Origin of the sequence: Yersinia alsatica, assembly GCF_025133195.1 — a bacterium.
GTDB lineage: Bacteria > Pseudomonadota > Gammaproteobacteria > Enterobacterales > Enterobacteriaceae > Yersinia > Yersinia alsatica.
On the sequence record NZ_CP104006.1, the window covers coordinates 157,127 to 174,446 of the forward strand.

Sequence of the window (17,320 nt, forward strand, 5' to 3'; positions counted from 1 at the left end):
AGTGGTCTAAAGTATAAAAAAGATAAAAATCATGCCACGAGTGGTTGGCTGACAATAAAGTTATTTAATGAAAGTTGATGTCTGCCGGTAAGTTGTATCAACATATCTTCGTGTCCATAGGTTTCATTATTAAATTCAATTATCAAATATGTAATGTCGTCTATATCATCATATGACTGAATTATTTCCGTCTGTTTGCCATTGCTGAACTGATCAACCAGTTTAATACCAAGACCATCAGATAGGATATGGGAGAGATCGATTTTATCTTTACTTGATATAAAGTCGTGAATAGTATCGGCAGCTGTCACTAACGAATCGCTAATCCTGCGGTAGCCAAAGGTATTATTACCGCCATCTCCCCAAAGCTGGTCGGCACCACCACCACCAATGAGTGTATTATTTGCACTGTTGCCCCATATTTTATCATCGCCACTACCGCCAATGGCATTTTCAATACAAACCCCCAGTGCAATTGAGATATTGCCAGTTAATCCGCCAACATCAGAAAAGCTGCCTTCATTCAGGTTGATATTTTGATTTTGCCCATAGCCAGAGAAATCAAGTGTATCAATGCCACCAGCATCCCAAATGCAGAATATTAATATATCACTGGCTTCTTTTGCGCGGAAAGTCGCCCGCTTAAGAGTGGTGTTGAAACCGTAGGTCGTATTACAGGTGCGAGTCTTCATATTAGCACCATAGATTTGTTGGAGTGCTGCTATGTCAAGCATTTGCAATGATGATGCATAGTATCTACCATAATCTGCGCCAGACTTTTTCTCAGACAAATAACTCATAATACTGGTTTGTTGTGTATGGCCATGGTCATGTGTATGCTGCAGCCCTAAAGCATGACCAATTTCGTGAAGGATAGTTTTTCCATTATATTTTATGGCTTTTTCAGAGTTGTCAGTAGCGTAATTAATCCATATCGGACTAAATTTATTTTTATTTGGATAATATGCATAACCGCTAATGCTTATATTATCATCTTCGAAGTTTGAAAATAATAGGTTAGTCGTCTTATCGTCAGTGGCCTCTTTGAACCGGATATTGGCGACATCCGAAACGCATCTCATTGAATGTTTGGTTTGACGCCTTTGCTTTTTGGTGAAGAAAAATGTTGAGGCACCTTGTTGATATTCTTTATCTGCTTTCCATAATGAATATTCTTGGTCAAATGAATAGTATAATATTGTCTTTCCTTTCTTATTGTTGACGTTTTTATATGTGTAGGATGTGGTTATTTTTTCAATAGTCTCACTTTTTATGTCATGATTATTTCTTTCTTTAGTCATAATGGCTTCTTATAAATTAATTAATTTTAATGTTGTTGATATAACCTGTGTATTACATATTGCGTTCACACTCTTAGTCTTTATTCATCAATGTTATGGTGAGTTTAATAAACATATAGAGTGAGATTATATGGGTGAGAACTCTGTAGTTGATGTGTGTGAAGTATAATAATCATGCGATAGCTTGTGGGCTAAAAATAAAATTATTTAATGAAAGCTGATGTTTGCCGGTAAATTGTATCAACATGTCACTTTCATATTGGTTATTATCAAAGTCAATCATCAAATGGGTAATGTTTCTCACGGAATCATATTTCTGCATTATTTCTGTTCCGCTATTTTTACTGAATTTATTCACTAGCCTGGTTTTATTTTTGTCTAATCCTAAAGCAGATAAATCGATGCTATCTTTATTGGCTTTAAAATCGTGAATGGTATCCGCCGAGGTTGTTAAAGAGTCACTAACACTGTAATAGACAAAGGTATTACTGCCTCCTCGCCCCCAAAGCTGGTCAGCTCCAAGCCCACCGGCTATCCTATTATTTGCACTGTTGCCCAAAATGTTATCATCACCACTGCCACCGATGGCATTTTCAATACAAACTCCAGCAGCAATTGAGATATTTCCTGTTAATCCACCAACATCAGAGAAGCTCAGCTCCTCCAGATTAATATTTTGATTTTGCCCATAGCCGGAGAAATTAAACGTATCAATACCGCCAGCATCCCATACACAGCATATTAATATATCGCTGGCTTTCTTTGCAGTGAAATACGGGCGGTTGCTATTGGAATTGAAGCCGTAGGTAGTATCGCCAGTACGGGTGCTGATATTGGCACCATAAAGGTTTTGGAGTGCCGCTATATCAAGTAGTTGCGGTGTTGATGGATAGTTTCCGCCATAATCTGCCCCAGAGTTTTGCTCAGATAAATAACTCATGACGCTGATTTGCCGTGTGTGCCCATGGGAATGAGTATGCATCAAGCCCAGAGCATGGCCGAGTTCGTGAATGACAGCATACCCGCCAAAATTTACTTGGGTTGGATTTTGAATATCCTGTGTCACGTAATTAATCCATATTGGGCTGAACCCCCCTTGGTTTGGATAATAGGCATATCCAGCATCACCGGTATCTCGCTGGTCGTAGTTTAAAAATAGTAGGTTAGCGGAGCTATCTTGAGAGGCTTGAATAAATCGGATATTCGCGACATCTGCAATGCTTTGCATTGCAATATTGCTTTGACGAATTTGTTCTTGATTGAATGCAAATATTGGCGCACCTTGCTGCTTTTCGATATCAGTGCTCCAGAGTAAATAGCTTTGATTAAATGAATAAAATAAAATGGTGGTATCGTTATTATTGCTTTCTCTCCATGTAGCGTCAGAGGTTGCTGTATCAATCTCTTCATTTTTTAACTTATGTTTAGATATTATATTATTCTTTTTATATATGGGTGAGGGGGCTTTTCTGAGCGATTCGGTGGCCATCATTACCTCTTAATGAATGAAAATTATTCACTTTTAAAGTTATTAATATGAGGCGGATGATTTTACTGATGGCGCTTATTATTTAAATGAGTATTTTCTTAAATAATACAGTGGATTTTTTATGATATTTTATTAATCATATTTAATCTAAATGAATTAAACATCCCATATTCTTTTTATTACTTTCTCAAAGAATATGGGAGTGGGTATTTATTTACAGCACGCCTTGAGCCAGCATAGCATCCGCCACTTTGACAAAGGCCGCAATATTTGCGCCGTGTACATAGTGGGTTTGCTTACCTTCACCGCCATATTCAACACAGGATTGGTGAATATCCAGCATAATGTGGTGCAAGCGCACATCAACTTTTTCTGACTTCCAGCTCAGTCGAGCCGCATTCTGTGCCATTTCCAGGCCAGATGTGGCAACACCGCCGGCATTGGCTGCTTTGCCCGGAGCGAATAGCACGCCAGCTTCCAGGAAAGCATCGGTGGCTTGGATCGTCGTCGGCATATTCGCGCCTTCGGCAACCGCTTTAACCCCATTAGCAATCAGCTGGCGAGCGGCAGGTAAATCCAGCTCGTTCTGGGTTGCACAAGGTAAAGCGATATCAACCGGCACGCTCCACGGCTGTTGATCAGCTAAATAGACCAGATTACGTTCACGGGCATAATCTTCAATGCGACCATAACGTTTGTTTTTAATCTCAGCCAGATGAGCTAATTTTTCTGGTGTGAAACCGGCCTCATCCACCACGGTACCGCCTGAGTCGGAAGCCGTAATCACGCGAGCACCCAGTTCCATGGCTTTTTCGATAGTATATTGAGCAACGTTACCGGCACCGGAAACAGAGACTTTTCTACCTTCAAAACCTAAACCATGACGTTTTAGCATGGCATCAGTGAAATAAACCAAACCGTAACCGGTTGCTTCTGGGCGAATCAAACTGCCGCCGAAAGAAAGCCCTTTGCCAGTGAAAACACAGGCGGTGTTATTGGACAATTTCTTCATCATACCGGACATAAAGGCCACTTCACGGCCGCCAACACCAATATCACCCGCAGGAACATCAGTATCTGGGCCAAGATGACGGAAAAGTTCGGTCATCAGTGCCTGGCAAAAACGCATCACTTCAGCCTGGCTTTTTCCTTTCGGATTAAAATCAGAGCCGCCTTTGCCGCCACCCATTGGCAATGTGGTCAGGGCATTTTTGAATGTCTGTTCAAAACCCAGGAACTTAAGAATTGATAAGTTTACTGAAGGGTGGAAACGCATCCCGCCCTTATAAGGGCCGATCGCCGAGTTAAATTGAACACGCCAAGCACGGTTAACCTGAACTTTACCTTGATCATCAGTCCAGGCCACACGGAATTGAATGACGCGCTCTGGCTCGACTAAACGCTCCAGCAGGCTTTGTTCACGGTAATGCGGGTTTTGCTCCAGAAAGGGCCAAAGTGACGTAAATACTTCACGGACGGCTTGGAGATATTCTGGTTGGTTGGCATCACGTTGTTGTAAAGATTCTAAAAACGACTCCAGAGAGGTTAAACCATTCATCACTAATAATTCCTTGTACCAATTAAGACTCTCCTGACGAATTATTATTATTAAAACTGTGAGGAGACGATGTTGTGCATCCTTGACTATATCATTGGTTTATATTCACACAGCAAGGGATTTTGACAAAAAACTTAGCAGGGTTATCAATGAGTGGTTAGCTGCGGTGGGCGGGGCTTTACTCTAAAACATGCAAAAAAAAACGCCCGCAAAAGGCGGGCGCGAGGGGGATGACGTTATTGATGCTTAATCGTCTTCACCATTTTCATCATCGCGCAGTGGCACGATGAGCATATCAACATGGACGGTATTGATCAGTTGGCGTGCTGAAGACATCAACTTGCTCCAGAAATCCTGATGATGACCGCATAATACCAAGTCCATATCATATTTCTTAATTGCATCAACCAATACCTGACCCAAATCGCCACTACCACTCAGGGTTTGCTCGATCGGATAGCCTGCATTTTGCGAAAGTTCGGTCAATGCATGGTGAGTTTCTTCAGAAATGCGTTTTTGCATATCGCCAAGATTAACGTCGATCAGACCGGTATAGAGATCTGAGTAGTTAACATCAACATGGATCAGGGAAACTTTGGCATTGTACGGTTTGGCCATGGAGACCGCTTTTTCCACCAACACCTTACTTTCCGGAGATAGGTCAACCGCAATCAGAATGTGTTTGTAAGCCATAAGTAAACTCCTTCCATAATGTTAATTAATGGGTAAGCAAACATTCAACCTGTTGAACGGGTGCTAACGCGATATCTACATAGTAGCATTATGACCCTTAACTGAAGTGTTTCACGGATCACAACACACTGTTTTGATGATGATCACTAAAGTAGGCGTATGTCTTTTTACACCAAGCGGTGACTAAATTCTACCGCTGATTACCTTGGCACATTGCTATATTGATTGAATTTAAAGCAGATCATTACGTCAAGTATAGCGCCGAAAAAGCATCCTGAGGGACGGAATTTCATATTTGTGATGCAAATGTAGCTTACGAATATCAGAGGTGAAATTCAGATAATTTAGTTAAGAAAGATTAATATTTAGGCAAGGTTTGTGCGGACTAATTGTATTCTCTAGCCAGAAAAATTCGATATAAGTTAATACTAATCGATACTTAACAAAGGCCAAAATTGGCTTAATTTAGCGATTATCAGGCTATTTTTCATTTCATTTCCTACACTCATTAAGGGAGTCCTACACGTTCGGATCGTGTGTCGTGCGAAAATGCATCGAACCACAGTCAAAAAGCGAACGATAGGGGGTGGCTTTTGAGGCCCTGGGGGTGTTTATATCGGCTAGAGTGAGCGATGGCGTAGCAGGTTCAGGTCACTGACCTAATGCGTGTGATATCGCTGGGAGGATGATTATGATCAGTACCGTCGCGCTTTTTTGGGCTCTGTGTGTGGTATGTGTGATTAATATGGCACGTTATTATTCATCACTACGTGCTTTGTTGGTGGTATTGCGTGGTTGCGACCCGTTGCTGTATCAATATGTTGATGGCGGTGGATTTTTTACCTCCCATGGCCAGCCGAGCAAACAGATTAGATTAGTCGGTTATATCTTTGCTCAACGCTATCTTGATCACCATGATCCGGAGTTTATCCGCCGCTGTGAGAGATTACGTGGGCAATTTATACTGACCAGTGCACTTTGTGGTTTGGTCGTGGTCAGTCTGGTGGGACTAATGTTGTGGTATTAGTATGAAATCTTGGCATAACAGTATTTAAAAAGGCGACCTAATAAGGCCGCCTTTTATTTACCATTACTGCACGGTGCTATTACCGTTCAGTATCATCACAGTTTCGCGCTAAGGCGCACTATGACAGTAATACATTCGCTGGATTTAGATAAACTTCAATGCAATCCAATACAACCCGCCGGAGAGAAGAATAGAGATTGGCAAGGTTAACACCCACGCCAACATAATGTTCTTCACCGTCTTACTCTGTACACCACCACCATCAACCAACATGGTACCGGCAACAGCGGAAGAGAGCACTTGGGTTGTCGACACTGGCATACCGGTGTAACTGGCAATACCAATCGAGACCGCAGCAGTCATCTGGGCAGAAACCCCTTGGGCATAGGTCATGCCTTTCTTACCGATTTTCTCACCGATGGTCACTGCAACACGTTTCCAGCCAACCATGGTACCCAAAGAGAGGGCCAGAGCGACGGCAACGATAATCCAGGTTGGTGCATATTCCACTGTTTCCAACAAATCTGTGCGTAGATTGTTGAGGAAACGACGGTCTTGAGCACTGGTTTCTGGCAGTTTAGCCACAATTCCTGCGGTTTCGGCGACACACATCAGCAAGCGACGCATATGGCTGCGTTGGTCAACCGTCAGGTCGTCATAGCTTTGCAGATTAGCCAGCAGTGTTTGTGCTTGGTCAATGGCTATCATGGCGCGTGAGCTATCACAGTGGAACTGTGCTGGTGTATTCGGCAATGTTTCTGGTGTCGGTACCAATGGCTTCAGCGCGACAGCATGAGGTAAGGCCTCAATATGCTGCTGATAATATTGTTGCAGATGAGTCACTGCATCGCGGGTGCGGGCAATATCATAGCCGGTAGCACTCATATTCACGACAAACCCAGCCGGAGCCACACCGATTAATACCAGCATGATCAAGCCAATCCCTTTCTGACCATCGTTAGCGCCGTGAGAGAAACTCACGCCAATAGCCGATAAGATCAGTGCAGTACGGGTCCAGAATGGCGGTTTACGTTTACCGTCTTTCTTTTCACGTTCAGCGGGAGTCAGGTGAATACGTTGCTGCTTCTTGGTTCCGTTCCAGTAACGACGTAGCAGGAACACCATCAACCCAGCAATAACCAGACCCACAATCGGGGACAGGATTAATGACAGGAAGATTTGAATCATCTTAGGAACGTTCAGCGCATCTACTACAGATGTACTGGTCATTAATGCATTGGTTAAACCAATACCGATGATTGCACCAATCAGCGTATGTGAACTGGACGCTGGGATACCAAAATACCAAGTGCCCAAATTCCAGATAATCGCGGCCAGCAGCATAGAGAAGACCATGGCCAACCCATGTGCCGAACTGACGTTTAACAGCAGATCAGTAGGCAATAGGTGAACAATGGCATACGCCACGCTCAAACCGCCCAGCATCACGCCGAGGAAGTTAAACACCCCTGCCATCACGACAGCCACCTGGGAACGCATGGCACGGGTATAAATTACGGTCGCGACCGCATTGGCTGTATCATGAAAACCATTGATGGCTTCGTAAAACAGCACGAACAACAAAGCAAGAACTAACATTAGGCCGGTATGGAAATCCAGGCCAGCGAAAAGATGTAGCATAAGCGTTACGCCAGTTTGTGGACATGAACGCGGCGCATTATCAGTGACAATGGGGGGTGGGGAAAAGGAAAATATGACCTTTTTTTGACATGACCGCGGACTAGATCGTCCTTTTGCACAACATATGCATGTTATATCAGCAGGTTACTTAGTTTTACCGTATGAGACATTTTCTTACTATGGCTTCCTGTCGGTGGGCGACTTACAATCTCTCGCCGCAAATTTGTCGGTCGAATGAACTCAATAATACGCAAACCGACTAAAAGCGGACGATTTTGCAGCAATGATTTTCTGACTCAATGAGGCTCAGTGTGGAACAGTTTGATGTGGTAGTGATAGGTGCAGGTGCCGCGGGGCTATTCTGTGCGGCTCAGGCCGGGCAAGCAGGATGCCGGGTGCTATTAGTGGATAACGGTAAAAAAGCTGGGCGCAAGATTCTGATGTCTGGCGGTGGCCGCTGTAATTTTACTAATATGTTTGTAGAACCCGCCGCCTATCTTTCACAAAACCCTCATTTCTGTAAATCTGCTTTGGCGCGTTATACCCAATGGGATTTTATCGACCTGATGAATCGCTATGGTATCGCCTGGCATGAAAAAACATTAGGGCAGCTATTTTGCGACGACTCGGCACAACAAGTGGTTGAGTTGCTGCTGAAAGAGTGTGAATTGGGGCAAGTGACCATTCGACTGCGCAGTGATGTTCTGTCGGTCGAGAAAAACGAGAGTGGCTTCCTGCTCCATATCAACGATATGAAAGTGAGCGCTAACTCACTTGTTGTGGCTTCTGGTGGGCTGTCTATGCCTGGTTTGGGCGCATCGCCATTCGGCTATAAGCTGGCCGAACAGTTTGGCTTGAAAGTGTTGCCGACCCGCGCGGCTTTGGTGCCTTTTACCTTGCACAAACCTTTATTGGAGCATCTGCAAACTCTCTCCGGTGTTTCAGTGCCCGCAGTGGTCACGGCAGAGAATGGTACCAGTTTCCGGGAAAGTATTTTATTCACTCATCGTGGACTTTCTGGCCCGGCAATTTTGCAACTTTCAAGCTACTGGCAGGCTGGCGAGTATGTGAGCATTAACTTACTTCCTGATGCCGATTTAGATGCATTTTTGAACAATGAGCGGCAGGCGCATCCGAATCAGACATTGAAAAATACCTTGGCTCAACTGCTGCCGAAGCGGTTAGTAGAGTGTCTCCAGACTCTGGAGCAGCTACCAGATGTGACCCTAAAGCAATTAAATGCTCCGCAGCAAGCCACGTTAGTGGCGAACTTGCAGCAGTGGCGTGTACAGCCCAATGGAACTGAAGGTTATCGCACCGCTGAAGTCACTATCGGTGGTGTAGACACTCAAGAGCTCTCCTCTAAGACAATGGAGGCCCAAAAAGTGCCGGGATTGTACTTTATTGGCGAAGTTGTTGATGTTACTGGCTGGTTAGGTGGCTATAACTTCCAATGGGCCTGGAGCTCGGCCTGGGCTTGTGCGCAGGCATTGGCCGCGAAGCAGGCACAATGAAATTAGCCCGCTAAAACCACTGCGATGGTGCAATAAAGCCTCTTCGCCCGGTATATCCGAGCAAGAGGCAATAAAGAAATCAGTGCGGAATGACCCTTAACGCAGTGCCTGAAGAATATTATAGGCTGCCTGCACGCGGACAGGATTCGGGTAGTTTTTGTTAGCTAACATCACTATGCCGATCTTCTCCTCTGGGATGAAGACGATATAGGCGCCAAAGCCATTGGTCGCGCCAGTTTTATGCACCCAGGATGCCGGTGTTGCCAGCTGTGGTGGCAGCAATTCCTCGGCTTTACGTGGTTTCAAGGCGATATCATTGCCACTGTCGGCAATGACTGTTTGTGGATTGATAGGCCAGTTATACATTTCCCAACCCAATCCTTGGAACAAGTCTCCAGCCTGAAAATAGCGAGATTGAGCTGCGACTATCGCTTTCTTTAACTTATCGTTTTCGACCGATAGATTGTTTGGCTCCATATTGGCCTGCATAAATCTCACCATATCTTTCGTGGTGGATTTTACCCCATAGGCTTCCTCACCCAGCATGCCCAAGGTTACGCGTACCGGCTGACCATCCTTATATCCCCAAGCATAGTTTGACTGCATAGATTCAGGGACAGTGATAAAAGTATGTGTCAGTTTTAATGGCTGGAACACAGACTCTTTCATGTAGTTTTCGAAGGTTAATGGGCTATTTTTCACCGCTAACGCCCCGAATAAACCAATGCTGGCATTAGAGTAATTTCGCATTACACCAGGCGCCCACTCTGGCTGCCACTGCTGATAATATTGCCACAGTGATTTTTGGTCTGTAACCGAATCAGGCAGCTGCAGAGGAAGCCCACCTGCAGTGTAGGTCGCCAGATGCAGCATTTTCACACCTTGCCACTGACGTCCTGTTAGCTCAGGTGCGTATTTAGTCACTGGATCATTAAGATTCATGATGCCGGTTTGCGCGGCATATTCCCCAGCTATTCCGGTAAAGGTCTTACTGACCGAGCCCAGTTCAAACAGCGTATTTTCAGTCACCGGAATACCGGCTTTTATATCCGCTACACCATAGTTAAAAAATTGCGGCTTGCCGTCATAAAATACGGCGACGGCCATACCGGGAATTTCCTGTTGTTCGATCAATGGCTTAAGAGTTTTATTGACGATAGCCGCAACCTGCTGTTCCGTCAGTATGGTTTGTGCCGAGGTATAAAGTGGGGAAGCTGCGATAGCGGTAAAGACCAAAGTATTGATAATAGACTTTTTTAACATGGGGATATCTTCCATAAATTATAATAAGCGATAAGCAGTGTGGCTCCTTTTGCGCTGCCGATTCTGCGATGATTGACTATGGATAACAATCGATTATATTTGATACTTAATAATAGAAAAACTAACAGATAAATCTATGGTACGCAGTTATATTCCCTTAAATTCACTTCGTGCCTTCGAAGCCGCCGCCCGACAGTTAAGTTTTACTAAGGCTGCTATCGAATTAAATGTTACCCATGCAGCCATAAGCCAGCAGGTCAAAGCGCTGGAACAACGCCTTAATTGTCGGCTCTTTATTCGGATTTCTCGTGGATTAGTGTTAACAACCGAAGGCGAAAATCTGCTACCAATTCTTAATGATTCCTTTGATCGTATCGCAGACACACTCGACCGTTTTTCCGCTGGGGTGATGCGCGAAAAAGTCAGAGTTGGTGTTGTTGGAACCTTTGCAACCGGCTATCTATTGTCGCGTATGAAGAGTTTTCAACAGCGCTATCCACATGTCGATATTTTACTTTCAACGCACAACAATCGTGTTGATGTCGTGGCTGAAGGGCTGGATTACGCTATTCGTTATGGCAATGGAGCTTGGCATGATACCGAGTCGCAATTTTTGTGCGATGCGCCACTGGCTCCACTGTGTGCTCCTACATTGGCGGGGAGTTTACGCCACCCTAATGACCTGCAAAAATTTACCTTACTGCGTTCTTATCGGCGTGATGAATGGTCGGCATGGTTTGCTGCTGCTGGAGGATGTGTGCCTTCACCCTCCCAGCAAATAATGATGTTCGACTCGTCGGTAAGTATGCTGGAAGCGGCACAAGCAGAGATAGGTATTGCGCTGGCTCCACCGTCGATGTTTGCACACCTGTTACTAAGCGAACGTATTATCCAACCTTTTAGCACGGCGATTAACTTGGGCGGATATTGGTTAACTCGTCTGCAATCCCGCACAGAAACAGTGGCTATGCGGGATTTTTCACTATGGTTATTGTCTGAGATGAAATCTGAGAAAGTAGAGATGTAGCCTCAGTCTTAGTGGTTTCATCATTAAGTGGGTGGTTAACTTCTACTTAAGTTAAGGCTTACCCTCGTTGACGGTGAAAGAACTTAGGGTGTTATTATCTGCAAACCTCAGATCCAGAGTGCGTTGAGTTCCACGATTCATCACAATTGGTATGGGGAATAGCAAGGTGGAGGTTTTTTCATTCCAGCTATAGTGCCAAGTGAATGCAAGACTAAAATTGCTGGGTTCCTTCGGCGGCCCTAGGCGTGTTAGGACGTCCTTCTTTGTTGTCTTGCCTGGCACTAACCAATGTTTCAGCGCCGCCTGGTCGTAATTTCCCAGAGCCTGCTCATGGGAGCGTTCCTCACCGAAGAGACATCCCTGGAGTAAAGGCAAGATAATAACTAAGAAGGCAGCCCGCTTATTCAAAAGGATTTTCAACAAAAGTAGATACCTTTTTAAATTGGACTGGTTTTAGAATCGCCACACTGGTCGAAGGATCGGTTACAATTTGATTTAAATGAAAAATACACTTCCCAATTCGTTCTCCTGTATCAAAATTTACGTCGTAATCCTTGCCTGCTTCTGGGGTGAACAATACCGACATTTGGCACTGGCCCCGAAAGGTTGCATCAGTTGTGATCGAGATGATTATTGGCTGGGTTTTGACGCGAACTTCAAAATAATAACTTTTATAATCCTGCTGGCGATAACTCAGCTTGGGCATGCTTATATCGCGGGTATCGTTATAAAACCCCAGTGCAGTATGCGGGACTAGTTCTCGATCGATGTTGTCTTCTTTTGCCTTGATTGATGTGCCAGTCACGTTACTGACAAAGCGAATGCGGGCGATATTATTCCCTTCTCCCACGGGGTCTTGATATACCGGGGCTGAATGAAAAGGAGAAGTGCAGCCCGTAGAAATTAACGTCGTACCGAGCAGTGTAAAGGCCAAAATTTTATGCATAGAAATACGTCCAGTAGGAAATTTACTGGTTACTATCGGCTTGAAATTACTACACTTTAGTGATTTTTATTCAACGTGCGAACCCTGACACTATTTATTACGCATTATCTTAACAGGGAGCATTTGGCCCCTGATTCATCTGAATATGACCGTTACCTTGGTGTACTTCTAGATTTCTTACTCGGAAGTTGTGTTCCCGCCAGACTTGGCATGGCTTGGCGCATGATATCGAGAAACGCGCGCAATCTGGCCGGGTAAAAACTGGCGTGGGGGTAAACTAAATAGATGGGTAAAGGTAATCCGTGCCAGTCTGGTGCCAGATGGACTAATCGTCCTTGTGCCAGGTCGTCGCTGATTACCCATGTTGATGCAATCCCTGCTCCTAATCCTGCCAGTGCAGCGTTACGTAATGCATACAGGCTGTCGGTACTCAACTGTGGTTCAATGGAAAAACGCTGGATTTCGCCATTAGTTTTATGACTAAGAACGACTTCATTACGGTAAAACGAATTTAATGCTATCCAATGAAAATCCAGCAATTGTTCGGGATGTGTGGGCAGCGGTTTGTTGTTTAATAACTCCGGTGCGGCCACGACGATGCGCGGTACTTCCGCGAGAAGAATGGCGACAACCGAAGGGTCGGTTACTGCCCCAACTTGAATGGCACAATCAATACCTTCAGCAATAAAATCTGGGCGACGGTCGTTTAGCGTCCATTCAACCGACATTTTCGGGTAACGATATAGATAGTCTTTAAGTGGTTTGATTAACTGATCTTGCCCAAAAGCGTGCGGAACCAATACACGCAATAAGCCCCTAGGTTCATCTGTCGCGGCACGTAGGTCATCCTCCATGGCATTCCAGCTTGCAACTAATTCTTTGGCGTGGGAATAACAACGCTCGCCATCATCAGTCAACTTCATAATATGCGTGGTACGTTGCAATAACTTCAAACCCAGCAAACGTTCCAGTGTTTGCAAGCGGCGGCTAATTGTTGGTTGGCTTGTGCCCAGACGTGCTGCTGCCCCGGACAAACTTCCCGCCTCGACAATGCGAATAAATGTTTGCATCAACTCTATACGGTCAATGCCAGATAAATTAGTTTCAGTCATACGTACAGCGTATAACAGTTTTACTCTTCGGGCGACTACCACGATGTGTCTGTGCAGGCAAAAATATAGCCTCAATCACATTACAGGTAGCCATCATGTCAGTCATTCAAACCACATCAAGCCCCACAGAAAGCATTGAGCAAAGCCTATCCGGACGGACAGTTCTTATGTTGGCAACCGGCGCAGGTCTTAGCGTTGCATCAATTTATTATAGCCAGCCATTATTGGGCGTTATGGGTAGTGATTTGCATGCCAGCGTAGGTGCGGTAGGGATGGTGCCGACATTGACACAAATTGGTTATGCCTTGGGCATTTTATTACTGGCCCCCTTGGGGGATCGCCATGATCGTCGGATTATCATTTTGTTGAAAGGTATTCTGCTGACTATGGCATTGTTATTTAGCGGCTTTGCCCCAGGTATCAGTGGGTTACTTGTCACCAGTTTTGTTATCGGTATTGCGGCAACTATGGCGCAGGACATTGTTCCGGCTTCCGCTAGCTTAGTCTCGGCGGCCCAACGCGGAAAAACAGTCGGAACAGTTATGACGGGTTTGCTGCTGGGCATTTTGTTGTCACGGGTATTGAGTGGTTTTGTCGCTGAATACTTCGGTTGGCGGTCACTGTATATGGGCGCCGCACTGTCAGTAATTTTAATCACTCTGGTGATCTGGCGCGGTTTACCACGGTTGCCAGCAACCTCAACACTGAGTTATCCGGCTCTGTTCACCTCAATGAGCCATTTGTGGCTACAGTTTAAAGAGTTACGTCGGGCTGCATTATCACAAGGACTATTATCTGTAGGATTCAGCGCATTTTGGTCAACTTTAGCAGTGATGCTACAGGATACTTATCACCTTGGTAGCGCAGTGGCAGGGGCGTTTGGCCTTGCCGGTGCTGCGGGTGCGCTGGCTGCTCCATTAGCGGGATCATTGGCTGATCGCCGAGGACCACAAGTGGTTACTTTAATTGGCGCAGGCCTGGCAACATTATCGTTTGCCGCGCTGTTTCTTTTGCCTTTGTTGCCATTCCAGCTTCAGATAGGGCTTATTGTCGTCAGCGCCGTTGGTTTTGATTTTGGTGTTCAGGCCACATTAGTCGCGCATCAAACCATTATTTATAGCCTTGAACCCGCAGCCCGTAGCCGACTCAATGCACTGTTATTTACCGGCGTGTTTGTTGGGATGGCTGCCGGCTCCGCCTTGGGCAGCCTGATGCTGGAAAAAATGGGCTGGGCCGGTGTTGTTGCCCTGATTACACTAGCGGGCGCCGCAAGTCTGGCTGTTCGATGGCGCGGTCGAAGTATCCAATAACAGGATTTTTAGCGGTAATACATAGAGAAACGTTACCCAGTATATTTCGGGATGCCTAACAACCAGGCACCCCGATGTCACATTTTCAATTCCCATACAGAACACTAAATTTGGCCGTTGATATTTGCTATCGAGACTACCTTTGCCTGTTAGTTTTGTAGGTAAGCAATGCTGTGGCGAATCTCTCTTTCAATATCAGCCTCTGACCAGGTATTTAACTGTGATGAGAATGGTTCAAAAGCATATATTCCCTGATAGCCTAGCCGCTCAAGATTGATGACTTGCTGTTTACTGTTGAGCTTATCCTGTTCACTTAGCATGATGCGGTCTTCATCAGTGAGTGTGGATTTTAGCCGTGTTTCTTCGACACCAGAAAGATGCACCAGACCAATAGTATTGACGTCAATGTGTGCATCAAACTCGGCTTGAGCAATATCACTCAAATAGTAATGGAAGGTATCTAGCACCATTTTGTAAGGGGCTGCCGATTTACCAATGATGGATTGTGTGAGTAGATGAGAGCGTAATGAACTGATACCAAAGCCCAAAGGCTCCACTAGCCCAGTGACCTGATATTTTTTAAAGAGTGGGGCGAGCAACAACAAGGCATCTAGTGTGTCTTGCTCTTTTTGCCCGGCTGAACGCCGGTCACTGGCGCTACAATTTGGGCATAGAATAACGCCATGGCAATGAATTGCTTGCGCTTGTTTTAGCATGCTTTCTGCCTCTTGCAGCAGCGCAGAACGGTACTCTGGCAAATTAAAGTATTGCAACGCGTTGATAGTAACAATTTCAATTTCATATTCGTTGGCCAGTGCATTCAACTGTTCTGTCGTTAACTCATCAGTGACTTTGCCACTTGCCATGTCATTACGCAGTTCAACCTTATTTAACCCGCACTTCTTAACCAGCCGGAAAAAGTTCTCAATACTTAAGTTGGGGGCTATTTTGCGATTAATACAGAAACGATTTTGTGCAATAGACATGTTATTTGCTCCTGCCGGAAATCACCGGTACTGCTGTTGATAGAGGTTGTTTCGATCTTTTTGCCAGCATCGCTTCTTCCATGTGTTCCAATGCCACCCCTTTGGTTTCAGGTACAAAGCGGCAGATAAACCAATAACTGAACAAGCAGCAGATAGCGAAAATCCACATTGGGAAGGCACCGTGGAATTGAGATGAAAGGTAAGGCTGGTCATTCATCATTGGGAAGCTTTGTGAGACAGCGAAGTTAGCGACCCACATGCAGCCAACAGCAATACTCATGCCTTGCGCCCGCATCCGGTTGGGGAATATTTCAGAAATTAGCACCCAAGTCCCAACACCCCATGAAAGAGCGTAGAAGATCATAAAGAACAACATGCCAAACAGTGCCAGATAGCCAGTCGACTGGTTGTAGAGGGCGAAGGATGTGATCAATAACCCGAGAATGGTGCCAATGGTACCAAAGCGCATCAGTGGTAAACGGCCCATACGATCCATCAATATTGCACCAATAACCGAGCCAACCAGTTGAAGTACACCAAGCCAGATCGTTTGGAATAGTGCCTCTTGCATATTACCGGTGACCACTTTCAACACCACCGGGGCGTAATACATCATGACGTTGACGCCAGTTACCTGTTGCAGCATTGCCAGCATGCAACCGACAAAAATAATAAAACGTACTCTGTAATCACCATAGTTCAACCGATTCTTATGTTGTTGCCTATCTTGTGCCAGCGAGGCTTTTATCTCGCTCAATACATTTTGAGCATGGTTGGCATTAGAAACCTTGGTGAGCATAGCCAATGCCTGGTCTTCTCGGCCGACCATGACACTCCAGCGCGGAGATTCAGGAATAAAGAAAACAAAGATGCAAAATAGCGCGCAGGGAATAACTGCCGAGCCAATCATCCAGCGCCAACCATATTCAATGAGCCACAGCTCTGTGGCCTGACTGGCAATTTTATAGTTAACGTAAAAGATGACAATTTGCCCAAATACAATGGCAAACTGCTGCATACTCAGTGCTCGCCCACGCATATCTTTGGGCGAAACTTCAGACATATACATTGGGGAAACCGTCGAAGCCAATCCAACGGCTAATCCACCGATAATTCGATAGATAACAAAGACGGTGAACGTCGTCGCCAGTGCTGCTCCAATGGCAGAAATAGTGAAGAGAGCGGCTGCCAGCATAAGAGCTTTTTTGCGCCCCCAGCGACCAGCAATTGGGCCAGAGATAAACGCACCAATGACACAACCGATAACAACATTAGAAACTGCCCAACCCGTTTCTGCCGGGCTAAGGTTGAAGTAACTTTTCAGTGAATCTATTGCACCTGAAATGACTGCGGTGTCATAGCCGAATAAGATGCCACCGAGAGCGGCAATGCCGCAGATCCGCAACACATAACCGGTATTCCTTTTTTGTTGATATGCCATAAAAACTCCGTT

General features: G+C 45.2%; 14 protein-coding genes. 4 read left to right on the forward strand and 10 right to left on the reverse strand.

Translation table 11 applies throughout. The features are described from left to right. Window positions 1-29: 29 nt before the first annotated feature. From N0H69_RS00635 to uspA, 4 genes are all read right to left on the reverse strand, one after another. Window positions 30-1,301, reverse strand: a complete 1,272-nt coding sequence (locus N0H69_RS00635) for a M10 family metallopeptidase C-terminal domain-containing protein (protein ID WP_072077717.1) — start codon at window positions 1,299-1,301, stop codon at window positions 30-32. Window positions 1,302-1,473: 172 nt separating this feature from the next. Further along, window positions 1,474-2,793, reverse strand: a complete 1,320-nt coding sequence (locus tag N0H69_RS00640; protein ID WP_151419931.1) for a M10 family metallopeptidase C-terminal domain-containing protein — start codon at window positions 2,791-2,793, stop codon at window positions 1,474-1,476. A 211-nt stretch (window positions 2,794-3,004) separates the two neighbouring features. Further along, window positions 3,005-4,348 (reverse strand): NADP-specific glutamate dehydrogenase, encoded by a 1,344-nt coding sequence (gdhA, locus tag N0H69_RS00645; RefSeq protein WP_050110411.1) that lies wholly within the window; start codon window positions 4,346-4,348, stop codon window positions 3,005-3,007. A gap of 246 nt (window positions 4,349-4,594) precedes the next feature. Continuing rightward, a complete protein-coding gene (gene uspA / locus N0H69_RS00650; protein WP_050110710.1) occupies window positions 4,595-5,041 on the reverse strand; it encodes a universal stress protein UspA in 447 nt (148 codons plus the stop codon). A 691-nt stretch (window positions 5,042-5,732) separates the two neighbouring features. Between uspA and uspB the strand changes: the two genes are divergently transcribed. Further along, window positions 5,733-6,068 (forward strand): universal stress protein UspB, encoded by a 336-nt coding sequence (uspB, locus tag N0H69_RS00655; RefSeq protein WP_005187112.1) that lies wholly within the window; start codon window positions 5,733-5,735, stop codon window positions 6,066-6,068. A 144-nt stretch (window positions 6,069-6,212) separates the two neighbouring features. On the opposite strand, the gene pitA is transcribed toward uspB, so the two are convergent. Then, a complete protein-coding gene (pitA, locus tag N0H69_RS00660; RefSeq protein ID WP_050110708.1) occupies window positions 6,213-7,709 on the reverse strand; it encodes an inorganic phosphate transporter PitA in 1,497 nt (498 codons plus the stop codon). Between the two features lie 311 nt (window positions 7,710-8,020). Here pitA and N0H69_RS00665 point away from each other — a divergent pair, with 311 nt between their 5' ends. Next, a complete protein-coding gene (locus N0H69_RS00665) occupies window positions 8,021-9,223 on the forward strand; it encodes a BaiN/RdsA family NAD(P)/FAD-dependent oxidoreductase (RefSeq protein WP_050152311.1) in 1,203 nt (400 codons plus the stop codon). 96 nt (window positions 9,224-9,319) lie between these two features. On the opposite strand, the gene ampC is transcribed toward N0H69_RS00665, so the two are convergent. Beyond that, on the reverse strand, window positions 9,320-10,486 hold the full coding sequence (ampC, locus tag N0H69_RS00670; RefSeq protein ID WP_072077720.1) for a class C beta-lactamase: 1,167 nt from the start codon (window positions 10,484-10,486) through the stop codon (window positions 9,320-9,322). 136 nt (window positions 10,487-10,622) lie between these two features. Between ampC and ampR the strand changes: the two genes are divergently transcribed. After that, window positions 10,623-11,513: a LysR family transcriptional regulator AmpR gene (gene ampR, locus N0H69_RS00675; protein WP_050152313.1), complete on the forward strand. Its 891-nt coding sequence runs from the start codon at window positions 10,623-10,625 to the stop codon at window positions 11,511-11,513. 400 nt (window positions 11,514-11,913) lie between these two features. Here ampR and N0H69_RS00680 read toward each other — a convergent pair whose 3' ends face one another. Beyond that, window positions 11,914-12,459 carry a hypothetical protein gene (locus tag N0H69_RS00680; RefSeq protein ID WP_050152314.1) on the reverse strand — a complete coding sequence of 182 codons (546 nt, stop codon included), beginning with the start codon at window positions 12,457-12,459 and terminating at the stop codon, window positions 11,914-11,916. Window positions 12,460-12,611: 152 nt separating this feature from the next. Next, window positions 12,612-13,571 (reverse strand): LysR family transcriptional regulator, encoded by a 960-nt coding sequence (locus N0H69_RS00685; RefSeq protein ID WP_050152315.1) that lies wholly within the window; start codon window positions 13,569-13,571, stop codon window positions 12,612-12,614. Between the two features lie 95 nt (window positions 13,572-13,666). Here N0H69_RS00685 and N0H69_RS00690 point away from each other — a divergent pair, with 95 nt between their 5' ends. After that, a complete protein-coding gene (locus tag N0H69_RS00690) occupies window positions 13,667-14,881 on the forward strand; it encodes an MFS transporter (protein WP_050152316.1) in 1,215 nt (404 codons plus the stop codon). Window positions 14,882-15,030: 149 nt separating this feature from the next. On the opposite strand, the gene N0H69_RS00695 is transcribed toward N0H69_RS00690, so the two are convergent. Beyond that, entirely contained in the window at window positions 15,031-15,867 is an 837-nt protein-coding gene (locus N0H69_RS00695; RefSeq protein WP_050152317.1) for a TIM barrel protein, read from the reverse strand. 1 nt (window position 15,868) lies between these two features. Then, window positions 15,869-17,308 (reverse strand): sugar porter family MFS transporter, encoded by a 1,440-nt coding sequence (locus N0H69_RS00700; protein ID WP_050152318.1) that lies wholly within the window; start codon window positions 17,306-17,308, stop codon window positions 15,869-15,871. Between the last annotated feature and the right edge of the window lie 12 nt (window positions 17,309-17,320).

What these genes read in the sequence shown, in the direction of transcription:
- N0H69_RS00635 (WP_072077717.1), bottom strand. Translation starts at nt 1,301, where the DNA reads ATGACTAAAGAAAGAAATAATCATGACATAAAAAGTGAGACTATTGAA.
- N0H69_RS00640 (WP_151419931.1), bottom strand. Translation starts at nt 2,793, where the DNA reads ATGATGGCCACCGAATCGCTCAGAAAAGCCCCCTCACCCATATATAAA.
- gdhA (WP_050110411.1), bottom strand. Translation starts at nt 4,348, where the DNA reads ATGAATGGTTTAACCTCTCTGGAGTCGTTTTTAGAATCTTTACAACAA.
- uspA (WP_050110710.1), bottom strand. Translation starts at nt 5,041, where the DNA reads ATGGCTTACAAACACATTCTGATTGCGGTTGACCTATCTCCGGAAAGT.
- uspB (WP_005187112.1), top strand. Translation starts at nt 5,733, where the DNA reads ATGATCAGTACCGTCGCGCTTTTTTGGGCTCTGTGTGTGGTATGTGTG.
- pitA (WP_050110708.1), bottom strand. Translation starts at nt 7,709, where the DNA reads ATGCTACATCTTTTCGCTGGCCTGGATTTCCATACCGGCCTAATGTTA.
- ampC (WP_072077720.1), bottom strand. Translation starts at nt 10,486, where the DNA reads ATGTTAAAAAAGTCTATTATCAATACTTTGGTCTTTACCGCTATCGCA.
- ampR (WP_050152313.1), top strand. Translation starts at nt 10,623, where the DNA reads ATGGTACGCAGTTATATTCCCTTAAATTCACTTCGTGCCTTCGAAGCC.
- N0H69_RS00680 (WP_050152314.1), bottom strand. Translation starts at nt 12,459, where the DNA reads ATGCATAAAATTTTGGCCTTTACACTGCTCGGTACGACGTTAATTTCT.
- N0H69_RS00685 (WP_050152315.1), bottom strand. Translation starts at nt 13,571, where the DNA reads ATGACTGAAACTAATTTATCTGGCATTGACCGTATAGAGTTGATGCAA.
- N0H69_RS00690 (WP_050152316.1), top strand. Translation starts at nt 13,667, where the DNA reads ATGTCAGTCATTCAAACCACATCAAGCCCCACAGAAAGCATTGAGCAA.
- N0H69_RS00695 (WP_050152317.1), bottom strand. Translation starts at nt 15,867, where the DNA reads ATGTCTATTGCACAAAATCGTTTCTGTATTAATCGCAAAATAGCCCCC.
- N0H69_RS00700 (WP_050152318.1), bottom strand. Translation starts at nt 17,308, where the DNA reads ATGGCATATCAACAAAAAAGGAATACCGGTTATGTGTTGCGGATCTGC.